We start from the raw sequence: 23,357 nt of genomic DNA, 5'->3' as shown, positions 1-23,357 counted from the left end.
AGAGGAGAATTACAATATGTTAGATTTAATGTCAAATATGATTGGCGTATGATTAATGGCAGGAATTAATGATGGGTTTACCAAAGGAATGTCTTTATTAGGAGCAGGATTAGCTGCGATTGGATGTTGTGGTTCAGGAATTGGGCAAGGATACACTGGGGGGAAAGCAGTTGAAGCGATTGCTCGTAATCCAGAAGTTGAGGGGAAAGTTCGTACCCAATATATTATTGCTGCTGCTATTACTGAATCAGGTTCAATTTATGCATTAGTTATTGCGATTATTTTAGCATTTGTTACTGGTTAATAATTAATAATATTAAAAGAATTTTAAAACAGAAAGGTTTGGATGTCTTATGTTATGATTAATGTCAAAACCAATTGAGCCAGCAGAAATTATTAATCAACTATTTCCAAATTTATGAATTTTTATTGCTCATGTTATTGCAACAATTATTTTACTAATTTTATTATCAAAATGAGTATATAATCCATTTCGTAAAGCAATGCGTGCTCGTCGTAATAAAATTCGTGAATTAATTCAAGATGCTGCTGATAAACAAGCAAAAGCAACAATTGATCAGAAAGAAGCATCAAAATTGCTGACAACAGCAAAAGTAGAAGCTAATGGGATTCTTGCTGATGCGCGGACTGAAGCAGAAACAAAACAACATCAAGTGTTAGAAACAGCAAAAGCGGAAGTAGTTCGTTTAAATGAACAAGCACATAAAGAAATACAAAAAGAAAAAGAACAATATAAAGATGATATTCGAAAATCAATTATTAATATTGCGTTTAATGCAGCTGAACAATTATTAGAAAACGAAATCACAAAAGAAAAAAATGAAAAATTAGTAGAAGATTTTATTAAGGATTTAGACTAGAACATTATGTTAGTTAGTGAAAAATTTATTGATAATTACGCTGCTGCTTTAATGGATTTAGCGCTTGAAACAAAAAAATTTGATCATTATTTAGAAGTAAGTAATATGATTGTTGAATTATTTAAACAAGATCCAGAATATGTTAAATTAATGATGAATGCTGATATTACTAAAGAAGAACGCAAAAAAATATTAGCGAAACCATTTCAGAAGGCGGTTGATCCGTTAATTCTAAATGCGCTTTTTTTATTAATTGACCGAGAAGCCTTTTGTTATGTTCGAAGAATTTTTAAGCGTTTGCGAAAAATTATTAATATTAGTTATGATGTTCAATATGGTAATATTTTTTCAATACAACCGTTAACAAAAAAACAAATTGAAATAATTGAGAATAAATTAAGTAAAAAATTTGGATATCATATTGAATTAGTTAATAAAATTGACCCATCATTACTTGGCGGTGTTCGCGTTAAAATTAAACATGAAATTATTGATGGTTCGATTGCGGGCCAATTAGAAACAATGCGCCAAAAAGCAATACATAATAAATAGAAGATGGGGTGGAAAAAGTGGCTTTAAATATAAATGAAATTTCTGAAATAATTAAAAAACAGATTAAAGAATATGGAAAGAAAATTGAAATTCATGAAGAAGGAACTGTTGTTACCGTTGGCGATGGAATTGCTTTAATTGATGGACTTGATAATGCGATGATGAGTGAGTTATTAATTTTTCCAAACGAAATTTATGGGATGGTGCTAAATTTAGAAGAAGGTGCTGTTGGTGCTGTATTAATGGGAGATGATACAACTGTCCGTGAAGGTGACAAAGTTCGTCGTTCAGGAAAAATTGTTGAAACACCTGTTGACGATGCTCTATTGGGTCGTGTTGTTAATGCTTTAGGTCAACCAATTGATGGAAAAGGACCATTGAAAGCAACAAAAACAAGACCAGTTGAAAGAATTGCGCCAGGAGTTATGACTAGAAAATCAGTTGACCAACCGATGGAAACAGGAATTATTACAATTGACGCGATGATTCCAATTGGAAAAGGGCAACGGGAATTAATTATTGGTGATCGTCAAACCGGAAAAACAGCAATTGGAATTTATACAATCTTAAATCAAAAAGGAAAACATGTAAAATGTATTTATGTTGCAATCGGACAAAAAGCATCAACTGTTGCTCAAATTGTTGAAAAACTGCGTGCAGCAGGGGCAATGGAATATACGACTGTTGTTTCAGCAACAGCAAGTGAATTAGCACCATTGCAATATTTAGCGCCTTATACTGGTGTGACAATTGGAGAAGAATGAATGGAATCAGGCGATAATGTTATTATTATTTATGATGATCTTTCCAAACATGCTGTTGCTTATCGAACAATGGCTTTGTTATTACACCGCCCACCAGGTCGTGAAGCGTATCCGGGGGATGTTTTCTATTTGCATAGTCGTTTATTAGAACGAGCAGCGCGAGTAACAAAAGAATATGGGGGTGGGAGTATTACCGCCTTGCCAATTGTTGAAACACAAGCTGGTGATATTTCTGCTTATATTCCAACAAATGTTATTTCAATTACCGATGGTCAAATATTTTTAAATAATGATCAGTTTAATGCTGGAATTCGTCCTGCTGTTGATGCTGGGTTATCAGTGTCACGGGTAGGATCAGCGGCACAAATTAAAGCAATGAAACAAGTAGCGGGTTCTTTAAAATTAGAATTAGCACAATATCGTGAACTGCAAGCTTTTGCTCAATTTGGTTCGGATTTAGATGATACAACGAAAGAAGTATTAGAGCACGGAAAACGGGTAATTGAAATTTTAAAACAAAAACAATATGCCCCGCTTTCACAAATTGACCAAGCAATTATTTTATTAGCAGTTAATAAAAAAAGAATTCGTTGAGTTCCAGTTGATAAAATTCAGGAGTTTAAGGAAGAAATTATTGAACATTTTGATACAAAAGCAAAAAAATATTATGATGAATTAGCACAAGAAAAAGCTTATAGCGAAACTTTAATGACAAATATTGATCGTGAAATTATTAGTGTTGTGAAAAAAGTTACTAACAAAATTGCAGATTATAATCCAGAACGATTTGGGCGAATTGAAGAATGAAATAAACTAGGACGATAAAAAAGGTTATTAAAAATGGCAGTCGGAACAGGTTTAAAAAAACAAATTACTTCAATTAATTCAACTTCAAAAATAACACAGGCAATGAAGTTAGTCGCTACCGCAAAATTAAAAAAAGTTGGAAAACGAATTTCTAATGCAAAACCATATTTTGCTGAAGTTTATACCGTTTTTAACGATATCATTAGTAAAGCGGATGATTCAATTTATCAGAAAAAAGGCCCAACTAAGGCTAGTATTAAAACTTGTTGAATTATTGTTAATTCAAATCTTGGTTTATGTGGTGGTTATAATATTAATATTAATAAATTAGTTTTAAAAGAATTGCGTCCAAATGATTGTATTATTGCAATTGGGTCAAAAGCAGAATCATTTTATCTTCATAAAGGTTTTAAAATTATGCATACGAAAAAAGACATTGATATTAATTTTTCATATGATGATGCTCGTGAATTTGCTCAAGAAATTCTATCTGGTTTTAATAGTAACACTTATGATGAAATTAAAATTGCTTATACAAAATTTATTAATAATGTTACTTTTGAACCAACCATCTTACAATTGTTGCCAATTGTTAAAGCAAGTAGTAAAGAAGAAACTAAACACCTACATGTTATTACTGAATTTGAACCAGACCCAGCAACAATTTTGGAAAATGCAGTACCAATGTATTTAAATACAATTTTATTTTCAACAATTGTTGAGTCACAAGTTTCTGAACAAGCATCACGAAGAGTAGCAATGGAAAATGCAACCGATAATGCTAACGCAATGTTAGAAAAGTTATCATTATTATATAATCGTAAGCGTCAAGCAGCAATTACTCAAGAAATTATGGAAATTGTTGCTGGAGCAGGCGCACAAGAAAATTAAGAGGTGATTAGAAAAATGGAGAAAAATGGAAAAGTAGTACAGGTATTAGGACCTGTTGTTGATGTACGGTTTGCCGAAGAATATTTACCTGAATTGTACAATGCGATTATGGTTGATAATAATGGAACTAAATTAGTTTTAGAAGTTGTTCAACACATTGGTGATGATACTGTTCGGACAATTGCGTTAGGACCAACCGAAGGAATGGTCCGGGGAATGGAAGTTATTGATACCAAAGCCCCAATTACAGTTCCTGTTGGTGAAGAAGTGCTGGGAAGAATGTTTAATGTGCTTGGGGAAGCAATTGATGAAAAACCGCAACCAAAAACAAAATTAATGCGACCAATTCACCGTGAGGCACCATCCTATGAAGAACAACAAACAACTGCTGAGATTTTAGAAACAGGAATTAAAGTTGTTGATTTATTAGTACCTTTTGCAAAGGGAGGAAAAATTGGATTGTTTGGAGGAGCCGGAGTTGGAAAAACTGTTTTAGTACAAGAATTAATTAATAACGTTGCAAAAGCACACGGAGGAATCTCTGTCTTTGCCGGTGTTGGTGAACGAACTCGTGAAGGTAATGATTTGTATTATGAAATGATTGAAGCTGGTGTTATTGACAAAACAGCATTAGTGTTTGGACAAATGAATGAAACACCAGGTGCTCGTATGCGGGTTGCTTTAACGGGATTAACAATTGCGGAATATTTCCGTGATGATAAAAACCAAGATGTTTTATTATTTATTGATAATATTTTCCGTTTTACGCAAGCTGGTTCTGAAGTTTCAGCCTTATTAGGTCGTATGCCTTCAGCAGTTGGTTATCAACCAACATTAGCAACAGAAATGGGAGCATTGCAAGAACGAATTACTTCCACTAAAAAAGGAAGTATTACTTCCGTTCAAGCCGTTTATGTTCCAGCGGATGATTTAACTGATCCCGCACCAGCAACAACGTTTGCTCACTTAGATGCTAAAGTTGTTTTAGATCGTGAAATTGCGGCATTAGGAATTTATCCGGCGGTTGATCCACTAGGAAGTTCATCACGATTGTTAGATCCATTAATAGTTGGTGAAGAACATTACGAAGTTGCACAGGGTGTCCAAGAGATTCTACAAAAATTTAAAGAGTTACAATCAATTATTGCCATTTTAGGAATGGATGAGTTATCAGATGAAGATAAGTTAGCTGTTGCCCGTGCAAGAAAAATTCGAAACTTTTTATCACAACCGTTCTTTGTTGCTGAGAAATTTTCAGGAAAACAAGGAAAGTATGTTCCTGTTGTTGAAACAATTCGTGCTTTTAAAGAAATTTTAGCGGGAAAATATGATGATTTACCAGAGCAACCGTTTTTATATGTTGGAACAATTGATGAGGTTATTAAAGCAGCAACTGCTTTAAAACATAATTAAAATGGCTAATCAAATTGCTTTAAAAATTATTACTACACAAGGGGTAATTGTTGATAATCCAGTTGATATTGTGACAGTAAGAACAATTACTGGTTATATGGGAATTTTGTATGGTCATATTCCGCTTGTTTCAACGCTTACTCCATCAGAAATGTCATATAAAATTAATAATCAAGAGCACAAGTTAAACATTGGGGGAGGAATTTTACAAGTTGAACAAGAATTTGTTAAAATTCTAACTGATGAAGTTGAAGTTATTAATTAAATAAGAAAAAATAAAATCTCTTTTTGAGATTTTTTATGTTAATTATAGTAAAAACACGATAAGATAATAAGTAATAAGTAATAGGTAGTAGAAAGTGGGAATTCCTATGGCAGTAAAAATGATTGTTTGTGATATTGATGGGACATTAGTGACAGATAAAGAAAAAGTGATTCCATTAGCTAATATTGAAGCATTAAAAAAGGCCCAAGCCGCCGGGATTTTAGTAACAATTGCATCAGGACGAGTACCAAGTAGTCTCTATGATTATGCTATGACGCTGGGGATTATTGATAATTGTCAGTATGTTGTTGGTAGTAATGGTGGTGCTGTTTTAAATTTAAAAACTAATGAGTATGTTTATGATGAAATAATTTCATATGAAGATACGTTATGAGCAATGGCAATTGTCAAAAAATTTGGTTATGATTTTTATTTAGCTCCTCTTGATGAACAAAAGGCTTTTGTTTCACGGAAAAATGTTATCACAGAAGATACTTTTTTATTTCGTAACAGTGATATAAAACCAGAACTACTTGATTGAAATAACATTCCGCAAATGTGCAAAGTTGTTATTTCTTGTCATGATGAAGAAAAACAAAATTGATTACGTCAACAAGTTGCTGTTAGTGCCACGTTACGTACGGAGGTTACTGGCTATGGTTTTATTGAAATTATTCCAAAGAATGTTAATAAATGGCAAGGAATCTTGCGATTAACGGCGGCGTTGAAAGATAATGCAAATATTCACATTGACTGAGATGAAATTATGTGTTTTGGTGACCAAATGAATGATTATGAAATGATTAAAAATGCAAAATATGGCATCGCGTTAGCTAATGCGACACAACAATTAAAAGAAGTTGCAACAGCTGTTACGAGTAAAGATAATAATGCGGCAGGAATTGCAGATTACCTTTATCAAACTATTTTAAAATAGAAAATGAGGTCCAAATGTTAAAAATTAATGATCACGAAATTAAGTTAATTGTAACTGATGTTGATGGAACATTAATTACCGATCACCAAGAGTTACCCGTTCTTGTTCAAAATAAATTAATTGTTTTGCAATAACAAGGGGTTTATGTTTCAATCGCTTCAGGACGAATGCCGTTGGGATTTGATAATTATACAACAGCATTAAAAATTAAGGATTATTCACAATATGTCATTGGAGCAAATGGATCATTAGTTTACAATGCGAAAAATAACAAAATTGTTTATAGTAATTTATTGACTGTTGATGATGTTCGTGCTGTTGTTACAATTTTATTAGAATACCAGTGTGAGTTTACTATTTCATATGAAAATGATAATACTTTGTATTGTGCTGGTGAAGTCCTTTTAAAAGCGAAGTCCGAGCCAGACGCTTTTTTAGATGGAATGAAAATAGCAAAACCATTTCAGTTTGATGAAATTAAACGCGCAAATAAAATTGTTGCAAAACATCTGTCGCGAACAGTTTTTCACGAAATGTTTCAGGTGTTGAAGCAAATGCAAAATATTAATGTTGAGCAATTATCAGATTATGGTTGTGATATTGTTCATGTTCAATCAAACAAAGGTGAAGCAATTTTGCATTTAGTTGATATTTTAAACCAGACCCAAAAGACAAATATTAAAATTGAAAATGTTTTATACTTTGGTGATAATTATAATGACCGTTCTGCTTTTGAAGTTTTGCCCTATGCTATTGCAATGGAACATACCCCAACGGAAGTATTAAAACTAGCTTTTGATGTTGCTGGTAGTAATAATGCCGGTGGAATTTATCATTATTTAAATAAACTTGAACAAAATAATTAAAAATTACCGTTAAAATGCTATAATTTTCTTGATATTATAGTATGATTAATAAGGACATAAATTAAGTTAGAGAGGACGGTTTTAATGAGCCTATCAAGTATGATGCTTTTAGCAATTGATTCACAAACAGCTAATACGGTTATCTATGTTTTTGAAATTGTGGCATTAATTGTTTCAATTATTATGATTATCATTGGGTTGCTGCAAAACAAAAAAGCCCAAACTGGTTTAAGCGCTTTGAACGGTGGTAATGATGAATTATTTGCTAATAGTAAAGAAAGAGGATTAGACCGTACATTATCAATTTTTATGTTAAGCTTTGGATCAACATTATTAATTGTTACATTGTTGATAAGTTTATTGACCAAAGTGTTATTTTAAAAAAGTAGATTACTAATAATGGCATTAATTTTAAAGAGATTTAAAAATGTCTCTTTTTTCATTTAGGGGGGAAAGTTGTATGTATGATCAAATCATTGCGATTTTAAAAAAACAAGCAAAGCCGCTTGATACAATTGAATTAGCACAACTATTGGCAATTAATAATATTGATGATAATAAGATGATGTTAAAAACTTTAGTTGAACTAGAAAATTATAATATTATTGCGGTTGCAAACCATAATCGTTTTTACTATTTAGATCCAAAAGTTTATTTACAAGGAGTTGTAAGTGTTAATAAAAAAGGATTTGGTTTTGTTAAAATTGGCGAAGGCCAAGAAGAGTATTTTATTACGCAAGATGATTTAAATAATGCATTAGATCAAGATTCTGTTTTATTTGTTTTAAAAAAACATAAACCTAATAATAATGCCAGAAAAATTGAAGCACAAGTTATTAAAGTTGTTAAACGAAATAATGAATATGTTGTTGGAGTTGTTAAAAAAAATCGTAATAATCAAAAATATCTAGAAATTTTAAATAATAAATTAACACAGTATCGTGCTGAAATTATTGATTTTAAAGAAGCAATTGAAAATACAATTATTAAAGGGAGCATTGTCAATATTAATAGTAAGACCAATTTAATGCAAGTTAAGATTGCTGAAATTATTGGCAATGCTAATCAAGTTGGTGTTGATGTTTTAGCAGTCTTACATGAATTCAATATTCCCACTAAATTTAATGAGCAAGTCTTACGTGAGGCCAACCAAATTAAACAAGAGCTTAATGTAACAGAAGCATTAAAAAATAAATTACGTCGTGATTTACAAAATGAAATGTTTGTAACAATTGACGGTAATGATTCAAAAGACTTCGATGATGCAATTTTAGTTAAGAAAAATGCGAACGGGAATTACTTACTATCAGTTGCAATTGCTGATGTTGCACACTATGTTCCCTCGAATAGTGCCCTTGATAAAGAAGCCTTTGACCGGGGGTGTTCAATTTATCTAATTGATCGGGTTGTGCCAATGTTACCAGAAAAATTAAGTAACGGTATTTGTTCGTTAAATCCGTTTGAACCACGTTTAACATTAACTTGTGAAATGGAAATTGATGGACAAGGGCATGTTGTTACTTCAAGTATTTATGAATCTGTTATAATTTCAAAAGCACGGTTAACTTATGATGAGGTTAATAAATTTTTTCAAAATGAAAAAAACCAAATTCCTCTTGCGTTAATAGAGATGCTTTCTTTGGCCCATCAGTTGTACCAAATTTTAGCAAGAAAAAAACAACAAGATGGTGTTGTTGATTTTGATTTAGATGAACCGAAATTTATTGTTGATAAAAATGGTAAAATTAAAGATATCATTACTCGTGAACGTGCGGATGCTGAAAAGTTAATTGAAAGTTTTATGATTCGTGCAAACGAAACTGTTGCTGAAACAATTCACTGAATGGATTTACCATTTGTTTATCGTATCCATAATAAACCAAAACCAAAAAAATTATTTGATTTGTATACCCAGTTGTCTTATTTAGGATTAAATATTAAAGGTAAAATGGAAAATATTCATTCTAAAGATTTACAACAAATTTTAAATAAATTAAAAGACAAAGAAAACTTTAAAGTTATTTCAGCATTAGTTTTACGCAGTATGGAAAAAGCTAAGTATAGTCCAATTAATGATGGCCACTTTGGATTAGCGTCGTGGTGTTACACGCATTTTACTTCTCCAATTCGGCGTTATCCCGATTTAATTGTTCATCGATTATTAAAAGAATATTTGTTTCAGGCAAAAGTTAAAGTTACTGATTTGGAACAAACACGCGCTTTGGTTGGCCATGCCAGTCAGCAATCATCATTAGCAGAGTTACGAGCAATGGAATGTGAACGAGAAGTTGATAAGATGAAAGAAGCAGAGTATATGGAAAGCAAAATTGGTTATCAATATGATGGAATTGTGGCTGGTGTAACAGCATTTGGAATTTTTGTTGAGTTACCAAATACGATTGAAGGATTGGTTCACATTACTGATTTAAATGATGACTATTATCTTTTTGATGAAAAAAGTTTAAAATTAGTTGGAGAACGAAAACGAAAAGAATATTTTTTAGGAAAAAAAGTTCGGATAAGAGTTAAAAAAGCAAGCAAGAAATTACGACAAATTGATTTTGAATTAGTTAATTAAGCAAGGAGTTGATCATAATGTTAATAATTACAATTAATAAGCGTGCACGGTATAATTATGAAATTATTGAAACTTATGAAGCGGGCCTTGCTTTAACAGGAAGTGAAATTAAATCAATTCGAAATAATGATGTTTCAATTAATGAAGCATTTGTTATTATTCGTAAAAAGGAAGCATTTATTATTAATATGGTGATTGCACAATATAAATTTTCAACAGCTTATGTTCCTGATGCTGATCGTACCAGAAAACTACTTTTACATAAATCTGAAATTAAAAAGATTTTGCAACGAATTAAATTAGAACGACTAACAATGGTTCCATTAAAGTTGTATTTAAAAAATAATTATGCTAAATTGGAAATTGCTCTAGTTCGTGGGAAGAAGAATTATGATAAACGAGAACTAATTAAGCAACGTGATAATGAACGTTTACGTCAAAAGCGTTAATAAATAAAATAAAAAGTTGGGAAGGTTAGGGTTTGCGGGAGCTAGTGCCTTCCTTTTTATTGCGGTTTGTAGTATAATTAATATGGTAATTTTTTTTAACTAAAAGGGGTAAATAATATGAAATGAGATCCACAGCAAACGATTGAAATATTAAAGGAATATGTTTATAGTAAAAATCGAATTGATGAATATCGTAATCGAGTTGCCTTATCAAATTTACAATTGCCACCTTTTTATGTCAAAGAAAATAATAATCAGTCAATGTCATCAGTTGTTGTGCGCTTCATTAATGAAAAAGAAATTAAAAAAACATATGATAAGGAAACTTATCAATGAATTGTGACAAGTTTAGAAGAAACAATTTTAAATTCACTAAAAATGGCAGAAAATATTGTTGGTATTCATCGTCATGAAGATATTTATTTAGCATTATATGAAGATGATGGTGATTTAGATTATTTAATTGAAATTGCTAATTATATTAATACAACTGTTAAAATTATTGATTATACGTTATATGAAAAATATCAAACGGTAAAAGAAGTAAAAGAAGTAAAAGTTGGAATTGGAATTGCAAATGATCCTTCCGAAGAAAAAATTTATGATTTAGAAGATAGTTTTTTAGTTCCCTTTGATGATGGCACAAAAGATAGTGTCCAGTTAGCAGAGATGTATGCAGCAGAAGTTATTATTTTTAATAACTTACCAGTTTGTACTGATGCATGAGTTTTTGTGAATTTAAATGATGAGAATCAGGAATTAATTCGAAAAAATTCTCGCCAATATTTTAATACTAAAATGCCACACCAACGATTATTTACTGATTTAGTTGATCCTAAGATTGGACTAGAAATTGAACAGGGAACATTACAAGTTTCAGAATAAGTTAAAACAATGTTATTTAAAGTTGTTCTAGCTTATTCTTTTTTATTTGATATTGTTATTATTTGGGTATAATCATAGGTAGAAGGAAAAGAGGGCAAAAATATGAAAGCATTAATTTTTAAAGGAAAAAATAAAATTGAATGAACAGAAACGACGGAACCAGTTATTGTCGAACCGACAGATATTATTGTAAAAATTGAAGGGTTTACTTTTTCACATGCCTATTATCGTCCTTATTTGGGCCAAGACGATAGTGTTGCTCTAAATACAATTATGGGACACGAAGGGGTTGGTATTGTGACTGCTGTTGGTGGCAGTGTTATTAATCTTAGGGTTGGTGATCGTGTCGCAATTGGTTGTATTACGCATTGCAACATTTGCCAGTGGTGTCTTCGAAAAGCTTTTGCAAAATGTGTTAATGGTGGTTTTATTTTGGGAACAAAAATTAATGGAACACATGCTGAATATGTTCGCATCCCATATGGTGACAATAGTGTAATCAAAATCTCTTCTACAATAAAGTTAGCTGATGCATTAATGCTTAGTGATGTTTTACCAACGGCTTATGAGAATGTTATTAAAAAAGTTGATTTTCAAAATATTAATAATATTGCAATTATTGGTGATGGTCCAATCGGCCTTGCAGTTCTTTTGTTAATAAATAAATATCATAAAGAAGTTGATGTCTATGGTCATCATAGTCGAAAATTAGATTATTTTGAAAAACTTGGAGCACATAAGGGATATGATAGTACTAAAACTAGTCTTAATATTAAATACGATTTAGTAATTGAATGTGTTGGGCATGATCGGGGAACCTTTGAACAAGCTCAACAAATGGTTAATTTTAATGGTACAATTATTACAATCGGTGTTTTTAATAAATCTGTTGTTTTTAATTTACAACAATTATGATACCAAAATATTACTGTTCACACTGGGATCTTAAATGTTTATACTCTTGATGAATTAGTTACAAAAATTGAAGCAAAGGAAATTTCACCAATGCAGTTAGTAACAAAAGCTTTTAATAAAAATCAAGTCTTACAAGCTTATGAAGCTTTTATGGACAAAGATATATTTAAAGTTGTGGTGAAATTATAGTACGAAATAGAATAGGGTGAAGTTAAAAATGGGTTTTTTCCAAAGATTAAAAGCAAAGCGAGAAGAAAAAAAACAAGTTAAATTAGAAAAAGCATTACGTAAAACAAGATTAACTTTTTCAAATGATATTAAAAAATTAGCAAATAAATATAAAGAATATGATGATGAATATTTAGAAGATTTAGAAGCAATTTTGATTGCTAGTGATATGGGAATGAATATGGTTTTGCAAATTACCGATCAAATTCGAAAAAAAGTGCAAAAAGGATGAAGCATTGATGATACTAATGATTATTTGGTCGAAGTAATTATGGATTTATATAATGATCCCAAAAGTAAACAAAACCAATTAAATTTAAAAGATAACCGTTTAAATGTTATTTTAATGGTTGGTGTTAATGGGGCTGGAAAGACAACAACACTTGCCAAATTAGCTAAACAATTTCTTGACCAAGGGAAAACTGTTTTATTGGTTGCGGGCGATACGTTCCGAGCTGGAGCTGTTGAGCAATTAAACCAATGAGCAATGCGATTAAAAGTTAATATTGTCAAACCAGTTAAAGAAGGACAAGACCCCGCCAGTGTAATTTATGATGGTTTAATAAAAGCAAAAAACGAACAAGTTGATGTCGTTATAATTGATACGGCGGGGCGTTTACAAAATAAAGTCAATTTAATGAATGAATTAGATAAAATTAATCGCATTATTAAACGAGAAATTTTTGATGCTCCGCATGAAACATTATTAGTAATTGATGGGGTGACTGGTCAAAATGGGATTTCACAAGCAAAGAATTTTTCAGAAGTGACAAATGTGACCGGGATTGTCTTAACGAAAATGGATGGAACTGCTAAGGGTGGTGTTGTTTTATCAATTAAAGATCAGTTAAATATTCCAGTTAAATTAATTGGTCTTGGTGAACAACCAGAAGATTTACAAGAGTTTGATATAGAACAATATATTTATAATTTGACAAAAGATTTATTTAATCATGATGAAGTGGATGAAGCATAATGAAAGATTTAGAAAAATCAAATGAATTAATTATTTTATATGATTTATATAATTCGTTATTAACACCTAAGCAAGTTAAGTATTTTGAATTATATTTTTTTGATGATTATTCTTTAAGTGAAATCGCTGGGCAAAAAAACGTTTCTCGTAATGCAGTTTATGATTCATTATTAAAAATTACAAACGCATTGCACAAATTTGAAAATAACCTACAATTAAGTTATAAACAACAACAACGCGAAGTTGTTTGTCAACAGTTTGATAAAATTGATGAATGTGTTCCATTAATAAAAAAATTAAAAGAAATTGATAATGATTAAGGAGAGGCTCGAATGAATATTTTAATGATTGGTGATATTTATGCTAAGACTGGTCGGATAGCAGTTAATAAGTATTTACCTTTACTAGTAAAAAAATACAACCTACATTTAGTTATTGCTAATGGTGAAAATACAACCCATGGGAAATCTATTTCAAAGCACCATTACAATGAATTAAAATCATATGGTATTAATATTATTACTTCTGGTAATCATATTTTTCGTAATCCTGAAGTATTAAATTATATTGAGGAAATTAATGACTTATTGAAGCCAGCAAATATGAATTCATTTACGCCGGGGAACGGTACTGTTAAAATTAAAATTAATAATAAGAAAATCCGGATAACTAATTTAATGGGACGCAGTTTTATGGACCCAGTTGATAATCCCTATGCTGTTTTTGAAGAAATTCTGGTAAATGATGATAGTGATTTACATTTTGTTGATTTTCATGCAGAAGCTAGTGCTGAAAAATTAGCATTTGCTTGAAATTATGATGGCATAATTACTGGTTTTTTTGGAACACATACGCATGTGCAAACAGCAGATAACCGGTTATTACCACGAGGAACAGGATATATTACTGATGTTGGAATGTGTGGAAGTTATAATTCAATCATTGGGGCTAATCCCACTGAAATTATTATTAAAGAAAAAATGGGGTTACCATTACGATTTGAACCAGCAGAAAATGATGATCAATTAATTTTTTCTGCTGCGTTATTAGAAGTTGATGATAAGACAAATAAAGCAGTTAAAATTGAACGAATTTTAATTCGCCCGGAAAATGAAGCAGACTTTTTGGAATAAAAGAAGGAGAAGTTAAATGACTAGTTTTATTAAAACAGATCTTATTATTGTTATTTGTGCCATCGTAGGGATTTTTCTTTGCTGTTATTTGCTTTTTCGATTTTACCGTCTTTTTAATAAAAAAGCCAAACCAGGACAAATTCAACTACCAGAATATATTGAAAATAAACATTTTCTTACTACTGATCAGTATGAATTAACAACATTGGGAACAGTTAATAAGGATAGTGAATATATTCTTTTGGCAGTGCATGACTTATATGGAGCGAAAGAGAATTTTATGGGATTAGTTAATAATGATGAGCTATTAAAAAACAAAATAAGTGTTATTACTTTTAACCAACGAAATGTCAAGGATAATGTTTCAGCGCGCATCAAAAATGTTGGGGTTTTAGTTAACGACATTTTTGATGTCATTACGGCATTAAAAAATAAATACGAACAGCAAAAGATTATTTTGTTATTAGAAGGTTTTTCGATTAGTTTAATTGGTTTATTGTTAAAAAAGCAACCATTAGTTGAAAAGGTTATTTTAGTTAATCCAGTTACTAATCATAAAGGAATTCGTTTTTCAATTACTAGTAAAATTGGTATTGGTATTGGTTTTATTTTTAACTTAGATAAGTTACTTAAAATCCACATTGATTATCAAGTTTTAAGTCAAAATGAAAGTTATAGTCAATTAATGTTGCAAAAAGAACAGACGTATTTTTTAAATCAAATTTTACAATTTAATTATTTAAATAAAAAACTTCTTAAACAACTTAATAAAATAAAACTAACCACTTTAATTGTTCAAGCAGAAAATGATAAATTTTATAATAATAAAAAAGTAAACTTAATTAACAATAAAATGATTAACATTGTCAAAGTTTCAGTAGCAAAGCATTATCTTTTTACTGATAAAAATATTGATCATAAAATTTTTACAGAAATTATTAATTTAAAACAAAATTAATTAATTTTTAAGTTATAATAAATATGTTGTCAAGTAACAACATAAAACTTATTTTGAAGTGGTTAGTAGGCTAAACAATGATCCACTAGCAACCCTATATTTAATTAGAAGGTGCTTTTAGCAGGGCAAGATGATATGCTACCAATAAGATTTATTAGTTATTGAATAAAGTTAACTATTAATTTAAGTGTAAACATATTATTATTAATACCACATTATTATGATGTGGTTTTATTTATGATTAAGGAGAAAAGGTATGAAGAAAGAGAAAATTTTATTTACTTCTGAATCAGTTTCAGAGGGACATCCTGATAAAATTTGTGATCAAATTTCTGATGCTGTTTTAGATGCTTGTTTACGAGAAGACCCGTTTTCACGAGTTGCTTGTGAGTGTTTTGTTACAACGAACCGTGTTATTATTGGCGGTGAAATTACAACAAAAACAAACATTGACTATGCAGCAGTAGCGCGAAAAGTGTTAAAAGAAATTGGTTATAATAATGCTGAATGAGGAATTGACTGAGAAACTTGCGAGATTGAAGTTTTAATTAAAACACAATCACCAGATATTTCCCAAGGGGTTGATAATTTTGGCGCTGGTGATCAAGGGATTATGTTTGGTTATGCGACAAACGAATCAGATAATTATATGCCATTAGCCATTTCGTTAGCCCATGCATTAGTTAAAAGAGCAAGTATTTTACGAAAAGAAGGAATTTTTCACGGAGCTCGTCCGGATATGAAATCACAAGTGACATTAGATTTAACAAATTCTAAAAATATTTTTATTGATACAATTTTAATGTCAATTCAACATGATGAAGATATTGATGAAAAGAAATTTAAAGGATTCGTTATTACCGAAATTATGGAACCAGTTGTGAAAGAATTTAAAATGAATTTAGATTTTAAAGTATTGATTAATTCAACTGGACGTTTTGTAATTGGAGGACCAAGGGGAGATGCTGGATTAACTGGCCGGAAAATTATTGTTGATACATATGGTGGTTATGCTCGCCATGGCGGGGGTGCTTTTTCTGGTAAGGATGGAACAAAAGTTGATCGTTCGGCGGCTTATATGGCACGCTATGTTGCCAAAAATATTGTTGCAGCAGGATTAACTGAACGTTGTGAGATTCAATTATCTTATGCAATTGGTGTTGCAGAACCAATTTCAATTTTTGTTGAAACCTTTGGAACAAATCTGGTTTCTAATGATGTAATTTTAACGGCTATTAAAGAGAACTTTGATTTTCAACCACAAGCAATGATTGCAAAATTAGAATTACAAAAACCAATTTATCAACAAACAGCAACTTATGGTCATTTTGGTCGTTATCATAGTGAATTACCATGAGAGAAATTAGATAAAGTCCAAAGTTTAGTCAAATATCTGTTGGTTTCTTAAATTTTAGATATAATTAAAAGAAAGGAAATAAGGAGAAAGAACTAATGGAATATAAGTTAATTGCGCTTGATTTGGATGGAACAACAGCTCATCGAAATCAAATTTCAAAACAAAACATTGCTGCAATTAAATGAGCGTTAGCAAATGATATTAAAGTAATTATTGCCACTGGGCGTAGTATTGGAGCAATTCGAAAAGTGACAAAAAAATTAGGAATTATTGAAAAACAAATTCCAGTGATTGGTTTTAATGGTGGAATTATTTATGATTTTGCTAAGGAAAAGATTATTCAACAAAATGCTTTTACAAATGAAGAATTAATTACTGTTTTTAATATTGCTAATGAATATCGTATTCAATTATGAGCTTATTCTGTTGCTAATGATCATTTAGCCTATGTTAATACTAACCATGGTTTTATGGTGAAATGAATGAGTATTCATACAAAACGAAAAAGAATTTTAGTTAAAAATAGTAATACTTTGCACGACCAAGCATATAAGTTTGTTGTTAGTGGTAAAAAGGAAGCTGTTTTAAAATTTAAAGCAAAAATTTTAGTGAAATACGAGTTTAATGTTTTTGATTCATCATATTTAACAAATCAGAGTTTAAATTTAGAAATTAGTCCAAAAAATAGTGATAAAAAAGATGCTTTAGAGTATTTGACAAAGATATATAATATTCAGCCTGCGGAAGTTATTGCCATGGGTGATGGTTCAAATGATTATGCAATGTTAAAATGAGCAGGTGTTGGAATTGCAATGGGAAATGCAACAGATGATATCAAGGGTATTTCTGATGATACAACAGCCCATTATCGTCGTTCTGGAGTTGCTAAAGCAATTGATAAGTATTTTAAAAAGTAAAAAATATCAAAAAAGTATTGATATTTTTTTTGTTTTCCCTATAATTAATGTGGTTGTAATTTTAAAACAAAAAGTTTAGTATAACTAAACACAATTACAAAAAGGAGGGGTGCATATGTTACTGGGTGAGAAGATTAAGTTGTTACGTCAAAAAAGCAATTTAACAATTGAAGAATTAGCTAATCGCTGTGAATTAACAAAAGGTTTTATTAGTCAACTTGAACGAGATATTTCTTCGCCTAGTATTGTAACACTTCAAAATATTTTAGAAGTGTTAGGCACCAACTTAGCAGATTTTTTTAAACAAGAAAAAAATAAAAAGTTTGTTTATCAAGCAGATGATCATTATGAAGTTAAACAAGATAATTATCGCATTGAGTGATTAGTTCCGAATGCACAAGCAAACGAATTAGAACCAATTTTAATTCAGATTAAACCACATTGTGAATCCGAACGGATTTTACCATTTGAAGGTGAAATTTTTGGATATGTTTTAAAGGGGACAGTAATGGTTTATTCTGGACCAAAAGCACAAAAAGCACAAGCAAAAGATAGTTTTTATTTATATGGGAACAATCAACATTATTTAAAAAATGAAACAGCTGACATCGTTGAAGTATTATGAATATCAACGCCACCAACATTTTAAGTTGTTAGAAAGGAAAAAAATTGGAAAAAAATATTTTAGAGTTACGTAACATTTCAAAACAATATGATGGGAAAGTTGTTTTAAAAGGGATTAACTTAAACATTAAAGAAGGAGAATTTGTTACATTATTAGGTCCATCTGGATGTGGAAAAACAACAACATTAAGAATTATTGCTGGTTTTGAGCAACCAAATAGTGGTGAATTATTATTTTTAGGAAAAGATTATCTTAAAATTCCGGTTCATAAACGAGAGGTTAATACTGTTTTTCAAAACTATGCTTTATTTCCCCATCTAACTGTTTTTGATAACATTGCTTATGGTTTGAAAATTAAACGAATTAAATATGATGTTTTGGAAGCAGAAGTTAAAAAATTTCTTTTTTTAGTCGGACTAGAAGGTTTTGAAGATAAGTCAGTTGAATTATTATCAGGGGGGCAACGTCAGCGCGTAGCTTTAGCGCGTGCCTTAATTAATAAACCAAAGGTTTTATTATTAGATGAACCAATGGCGGCGTTAGATGTAAAATTACGGAAAAAAATGCAAGCTGAACTAAAAGCTTTACAAGGGGAGATTGGTATTACGTTTATTTTAGTAACGCACGACCAAGAAGAAGCACTAACAATGTCTGATCGAATTATTGTAATGAATGATGGTGCAATCCAGCAAGTTGGAACCCCAACTGAAATTTATAATGAACCAGAAAATATTTGAACCGCACAATTTATTGGTGATTCAAATATTATTTCAAATGCTATTTTCTTAAAAGATAATTGTGTTCAATTTGATGGAAAGAAATTTGAATGTTTTGATCGTGGTTTTGGTGAAAAAGAGGATCAAATTGATATTATGATTCGCCCCGAAGATATTGATATTGTTCCAGTCGGAAAAGGATTTTTTACCGGTGTAGTAACTAGTGTTAATTTTAAAGGTGTTCATTGAGAAATTATTGTTAAATGTAAAGATCGCAAATACTTAATTCATTCAACTGATAAAGTTGAAGAACATGACACAGTTGATATTTCATGACATGTTGAAGATATTCATGTTATGTGAAAAGAGATTGATGATTAAGAGGAGGGTATAATGGCAAACAAAGAAAAACCACCAGGGAAAGTTAAAACTTGATTTAAAAAACAAACTAGTCGTGCTAAATCACGTAGACAACATTTTGCTGCTTGATGTCGAACAAAATATCTCAACATTTCTTATCAGGCAAAACAAAGTAAATGATTTAAACGAGGGTTAAATCCAATTTTATGACCATACATTATTATTATGATTTTATTAATTGTTGTTCCGTTACTAATTATTTTATTATATTCATTTATTCAACCAACCGGAAATAGTTTAGTTTTTGAAATTAATTTTAAAAATTTTGTAACTTTTTTATCAGAACGAAAATTTGTAATTGCATTGCTCTTAGCACTAGGTTATTCATTTATTGCGGCTTTAATTGCAATTGTAATTGCATATCCAGTTGCTTATGTAATGGCCTTTTGTAAGTCAAAACTATTATCAAAAAATATTTGAATTCTTGTAACTTTACCGATTTGAATTAATATGTTATTAAAAATTATTGGATTACAAACCTTATTTAATATTATTGCGCCAGGATTATTGGGGACCACAATTTCAGTTGTAATTGGGATGGTATATGCTTTTTTACCATTTGTGATTTTACCAATTTATAATAGTTTAGATAAAATTGATAAATCATTAATTGAAGCTTCAAAAGATTTGGGTGCAAATGGTTTTAAAACATTTTGAAAAGTTGTTTTTCGTCAATCAATTCCAGGAATTATTGCTGGAGGAACTTTATTGTTAGTTCAAGCAGCAACTTCTTTAATTATTGTTAAGTTTATGGGGAATGGTCGCATTAATTTAATTGTTGATGTAATTGAATCATATTTCTTTAAAGGCGAAAACTTTGGAATTGGAGCAGCAATCTCAGTTATTTTAGCAATTATTGTCTTTCTGATTATTGTATTATCAAACTTATTATCAAGATATTTTGAAACAAGAAAGGGGCGTCGTAATGAAAAGATTTCTTAAATCATCTTACATGGCATTAATCATGTTGTTTATTTATGTTCCAATTATGATTCTAATTTTGTTCTCATTTAACAGTGGGGAGAGTATGAGTATCTTTAATGACTTTTCTGATCGTTGATATAAACAACTTGCTAATGAACAACCATTTCTACAAAGTATTATTGTTTCTGTTTTTACCGCCCTTATTGCAACAGTTATTTCGGTTATAATTGGAACATTAGCAGCGATTGGTTTAAGTCGTGCCCGTAAGATTACACAAAAAATGACATTATCAATTACTAATATTCCGTTAATTAATGCCGATATTATTACGGCGGTTTCGTTAATGATGTTATTTATTGCCCTGGGAGCTAACTTTGGAATGCTTACCTTAGTACTGGCCCATATTTCGTTTGATGTACCTTATGTAATTATTACTGTTTTACCAAGGTTACGAAAAGTTGATCCAAAATTACTTGAAGCATCATTAGATTTAGGAGCAAAACCATCACAAACCTTACGTAAAATTATTTTACCAATTTTAAAACCAGCAATTATCGCTGCTGCTGCAATTGCTTTTGCAATGAGTTTCGATGATTTCATTATTTCATATTTCACCGGGGGTGATGATGTTAACGTTGCAACATTTATTTACACAATGAAACGAATCAAACCATTCATTAATGCATTTGGAACAATTTGTATTGCAATTATTGCTTTTGTTATTATTGGTTGAAATGGCTGAAATATTTATAAAATTAATTACAATCGTTTACGCCGCGAAATGTTAAAAGGAACATATAAAGATAAAGACATTATGCGTTATGAAATGAAATTAGCATTGCTTTATCATCAACTTAATACTAAAAAATTCCAAAGTGAAAACCAAAAAGAACGTTTACGTTGAAAAATTATTAAATTAGAAAAAAAATATGAAAAAACCTTAGTATGAATTAAAAATAAAAAACAAACTTTTATTGAACGCCAAGAAACTAAAGAGAACATTAACAAAATGTCACGAAAAAAATTTCGTTGATTTTTACGGAGTTGAAAACCATTATTATTAGCAGTCATTTCAGTTGGTTCCGTTGGATTATTAACGGGGGTTTATATTAGTAATAACATTTATGATTTGGCCGTTGCCAATTGAGGTGGTTATATTACTTCTGATTTAATTAGTAATTTTGAGAAAAAATATAATGTTAAAGTTAAATATAGTGTTTATGATAGCAATGAAACATTGTACAATAAATTATATACAACGCATTATGATGTTATGGTTCCAAGTGATTATATGGTCAATAAATTAGCCCAAGAAGGGCGCTTAGAAGAAATTGATTATCAAAAACTAAATGATGTTGATAAAAGTTTTAATATTATTAAACCTAATCCAACATATAATGAAAATAATTCAGGTAAATGAACAATTGGTAATCAGTATTTTAATGATTTAAATATTGATATTACTGCAGTAAAAGAAATTAATCCAGATTTTTATCAAAACTGTGTTGTTTCAACTATTGACCCAACACAATCAAAGTGTTTTGATAAAACATATGCGGCATCATTAAATAATGGTTTGTTAAATATCTTAAATGAAAATAAAATTAAAGGGACTGATAAGTTGGCAGGGCAACCTAATGCTGATGTTAAAACAATTGTAAATTATAGTTTACCATACTTTTGAGGAGAAGTTTCATTAGTTATTAATCCAACAAAAAGTAACTTAGATTTTTTACAAGATATTTTTGCTAAAGCAAATACTAACCTACCAGCACCAGCAAAAGGAAAATTTGGTTATAAACGTGAACAATGAGATCCTGCAACAAATCGTGATCAAATTGCTATTAATGAAGTAACTCACAATAATATTTATTCAAATGGTATTTCATGAGATATTCTTTGGCAAGCAGCAGCTAAAAAACGAGTTTTAGTAAATAATGATCCACGAAATTTATTTATGCTAGCAAATGAAAAAAATTATTTTAGACTAATTCCAAAAACACAAAGCCAAGTTGATGTTGATTATAATCAATTAACAACATTATTAAAAAACAATAATGTTGCTTTGATGAATGATGAATTACTTAATGCTGTTGGTGATGGAAACTTTGATTTTGCATTTATGTATAATGGTGATGCGATTTATGCTGACACATTATTTGCAAATAGTAGAAAAGAAGCCAGCGGTACAAAATTAATTATTACTCGTCCCCGTGCAACAACCCAGTGAACATCACAAACAACTGAAGGAACTAATATTTGAAGTGATAATATGGTATTAGCAAAAGATGCTAAACACAAAGATTTAACTTATAAGTTTATGAATTATGTTGTTCAAAATGCAACAGCACTAACAGAAGAAGCAAATTATACTTCACCTTATCAACAAGTTATGGATTATGAAAATAATTACAACTATTATAGTAATGTTCATGATCCCGAATCAGGAACAATGGTTAACTATCGTCGTGATTATGTACCGGCGGCAAGATTTGATGAGACGCTTCAACAGTATATTGCTAAACCACAAATTTCCGACGGTCCATTTATGTTGACTGACTTAGATACTTATCTTTTAGATAAATATAATATTTTAATTGCTGGGAAGAATTAGAGATGTATCATCTCTTTTTTTCTTGCAAGGAAAATGAAAAGACAATGATTATATCATAAGTTGAAAGCGGGTGGTTTTTGTTAAAAAGAAGGGATATTTTATTTTTACAATATTATTTGGTATTTTAGTTACTTTAATTTATTTTTTATTTTTTTGACGAATAAATGTTAATAATTTTGTATAAAAAGACCTCCGAAAATATGATTACAAAATAATTTTTACAAATAAATATAATTTACCATTAGCACAACCAAAAGTAATTCCAACTCCTGTTTGAATTTCTGCG

At 30.2% G+C, this 23,357-nt stretch carries 23 protein-coding genes and 1 pseudogene; all 24 read left to right on the top strand.

The window, feature by feature from the left end:
• The first annotated feature begins 16 nt into the window (after window positions 1-16).
• Window positions 17-304, top strand: coding sequence for an ATP synthase F0 subunit C (gene atpE / locus MSROBK_RS09675; RefSeq protein ID WP_040094327.1), 288 nt, complete (start codon window positions 17-19; stop codon window positions 302-304).
• A gap of 61 nt (window positions 305-365) precedes the next feature.
• Entirely contained in the window at window positions 366-881 is a 516-nt protein-coding gene (gene atpF / locus MSROBK_RS09670) for a F0F1 ATP synthase subunit B (protein ID WP_227991256.1), read from the top strand.
• Window positions 882-887: 6 nt separating this feature from the next.
• Complete coding sequence (locus MSROBK_RS09665; protein ID WP_040094323.1) at window positions 888-1,433, top strand: F0F1 ATP synthase subunit delta; 546 nt, start codon at window positions 888-890, stop codon at window positions 1,431-1,433.
• Between the two features lie 17 nt (window positions 1,434-1,450).
• Entirely contained in the window at window positions 1,451-3,022 is a 1,572-nt protein-coding gene (atpA, locus tag MSROBK_RS09660; RefSeq protein ID WP_040094320.1) for a F0F1 ATP synthase subunit alpha, read from the top strand.
• A gap of 15 nt (window positions 3,023-3,037) precedes the next feature.
• Complete coding sequence (atpG, locus tag MSROBK_RS09655) at window positions 3,038-3,895, top strand: ATP synthase F1 subunit gamma (protein WP_040094318.1); 858 nt, start codon at window positions 3,038-3,040, stop codon at window positions 3,893-3,895.
• A 15-nt stretch (window positions 3,896-3,910) separates the two neighbouring features.
• Complete coding sequence (gene atpD, locus MSROBK_RS09650; RefSeq protein WP_040094317.1) at window positions 3,911-5,308, top strand: F0F1 ATP synthase subunit beta; 1,398 nt, start codon at window positions 3,911-3,913, stop codon at window positions 5,306-5,308.
• Window position 5,309: 1 nt separating this feature from the next.
• A complete protein-coding gene (locus MSROBK_RS09645) occupies window positions 5,310-5,573 on the top strand; it encodes a FoF1 ATP synthase subunit delta/epsilon (protein ID WP_040094315.1) in 264 nt (87 codons plus the stop codon).
• Window positions 5,574-5,679: 106 nt separating this feature from the next.
• Window positions 5,680-6,510, top strand: coding sequence for a Cof-type HAD-IIB family hydrolase (locus MSROBK_RS09640; RefSeq protein ID WP_040094314.1), 831 nt, complete (start codon window positions 5,680-5,682; stop codon window positions 6,508-6,510).
• Window positions 6,511-6,656: 146 nt separating this feature from the next.
• Window positions 6,657-7,376 (top strand): annotated as a pseudogene (locus MSROBK_RS09635) (HAD-IIB family hydrolase); the annotation flags it as partial.
• Window positions 7,377-7,460: 84 nt separating this feature from the next.
• Window positions 7,461-7,757, top strand: coding sequence for a preprotein translocase subunit SecG (secG, locus tag MSROBK_RS09630; protein ID WP_040094313.1), 297 nt, complete (start codon window positions 7,461-7,463; stop codon window positions 7,755-7,757).
• A gap of 79 nt (window positions 7,758-7,836) precedes the next feature.
• Window positions 7,837-9,954: a ribonuclease R gene (gene rnr / locus MSROBK_RS09625; RefSeq protein ID WP_040094310.1), complete on the top strand. Its 2,118-nt coding sequence runs from the start codon at window positions 7,837-7,839 to the stop codon at window positions 9,952-9,954.
• Window positions 9,951-10,403, top strand: a complete 453-nt coding sequence (smpB, locus tag MSROBK_RS09620) for an SsrA-binding protein SmpB (RefSeq protein ID WP_416375053.1) — start codon at window positions 9,951-9,953, stop codon at window positions 10,401-10,403. Before rnr ends, smpB begins: the two co-directional genes overlap by 4 nt.
• A gap of 117 nt (window positions 10,404-10,520) precedes the next feature.
• The gene (locus MSROBK_RS09615; protein WP_040094306.1) at window positions 10,521-11,288 is read left to right on the top strand and encodes a hypothetical protein; all 768 of its coding nucleotides are present in this window, start codon (window positions 10,521-10,523) and stop codon (window positions 11,286-11,288) included.
• A gap of 102 nt (window positions 11,289-11,390) precedes the next feature.
• A complete protein-coding gene (locus MSROBK_RS09610) occupies window positions 11,391-12,392 on the top strand; it encodes an alcohol dehydrogenase catalytic domain-containing protein (RefSeq protein WP_040094304.1) in 1,002 nt (333 codons plus the stop codon).
• Window positions 12,393-12,420: 28 nt separating this feature from the next.
• Entirely contained in the window at window positions 12,421-13,407 is a 987-nt protein-coding gene (ftsY, locus tag MSROBK_RS09605) for a signal recognition particle-docking protein FtsY (RefSeq protein WP_040094302.1), read from the top strand.
• Window positions 13,407-13,727: a YlxM family DNA-binding protein gene (gene ylxM, locus MSROBK_RS09600; RefSeq protein ID WP_040094300.1), complete on the top strand. Its 321-nt coding sequence runs from the start codon at window positions 13,407-13,409 to the stop codon at window positions 13,725-13,727. Before ftsY ends, ylxM begins: the two co-directional genes overlap by 1 nt.
• Before the next feature lie 12 nt (window positions 13,728-13,739).
• Entirely contained in the window at window positions 13,740-14,540 is an 801-nt protein-coding gene (locus tag MSROBK_RS09595; protein WP_040094297.1) for a TIGR00282 family metallophosphoesterase, read from the top strand.
• A 16-nt stretch (window positions 14,541-14,556) separates the two neighbouring features.
• Window positions 14,557-15,498 carry an alpha/beta fold hydrolase domain-containing protein gene (locus MSROBK_RS09590; protein ID WP_040094294.1) on the top strand — a complete coding sequence of 314 codons (942 nt, stop codon included), beginning with the start codon at window positions 14,557-14,559 and terminating at the stop codon, window positions 15,496-15,498.
• Between the two features lie 256 nt (window positions 15,499-15,754).
• The gene (gene metK / locus MSROBK_RS09585; protein WP_040094292.1) at window positions 15,755-16,906 is read left to right on the top strand and encodes a methionine adenosyltransferase; all 1,152 of its coding nucleotides are present in this window, start codon (window positions 15,755-15,757) and stop codon (window positions 16,904-16,906) included.
• A 44-nt stretch (window positions 16,907-16,950) separates the two neighbouring features.
• The gene (locus MSROBK_RS09580) at window positions 16,951-17,772 is read left to right on the top strand and encodes a Cof-type HAD-IIB family hydrolase (RefSeq protein ID WP_040094290.1); all 822 of its coding nucleotides are present in this window, start codon (window positions 16,951-16,953) and stop codon (window positions 17,770-17,772) included.
• A gap of 115 nt (window positions 17,773-17,887) precedes the next feature.
• Window positions 17,888-18,421: a helix-turn-helix domain-containing protein gene (locus MSROBK_RS09575; protein WP_040094289.1), complete on the top strand. Its 534-nt coding sequence runs from the start codon at window positions 17,888-17,890 to the stop codon at window positions 18,419-18,421.
• 20 nt (window positions 18,422-18,441) lie between these two features.
• On the top strand, window positions 18,442-19,494 hold the full coding sequence (gene potA / locus MSROBK_RS09570) for a spermidine/putrescine ABC transporter ATP-binding protein (RefSeq protein ID WP_040094286.1): 1,053 nt from the start codon (window positions 18,442-18,444) through the stop codon (window positions 19,492-19,494).
• 12 nt (window positions 19,495-19,506) lie between these two features.
• Window positions 19,507-20,475 (top strand): spermidine/putrescine ABC transporter permease, encoded by a 969-nt coding sequence (gene potB, locus MSROBK_RS09565; RefSeq protein ID WP_040094284.1) that lies wholly within the window; start codon window positions 19,507-19,509, stop codon window positions 20,473-20,475.
• 85 nt (window positions 20,476-20,560) lie between these two features.
• Window positions 20,561-23,071 carry an ABC transporter permease subunit gene (locus MSROBK_RS09560; RefSeq protein WP_227991253.1) on the top strand — a complete coding sequence of 837 codons (2,511 nt, stop codon included), beginning with the start codon at window positions 20,561-20,563 and terminating at the stop codon, window positions 23,069-23,071.
• Window positions 23,072-23,357: the final 286 nt, after the last annotated feature.

The sequence above is a fragment of the Spiroplasma poulsonii genome (assembly GCF_009866525.1).
In the GTDB taxonomy this organism is placed as follows: domain Bacteria; phylum Bacillota_I; class Bacilli_A; order Mycoplasmatales; family Mycoplasmataceae; genus Spiroplasma; species Spiroplasma poulsonii.
This window is presented reverse-complemented; position numbering and strand designations above follow the sequence as displayed.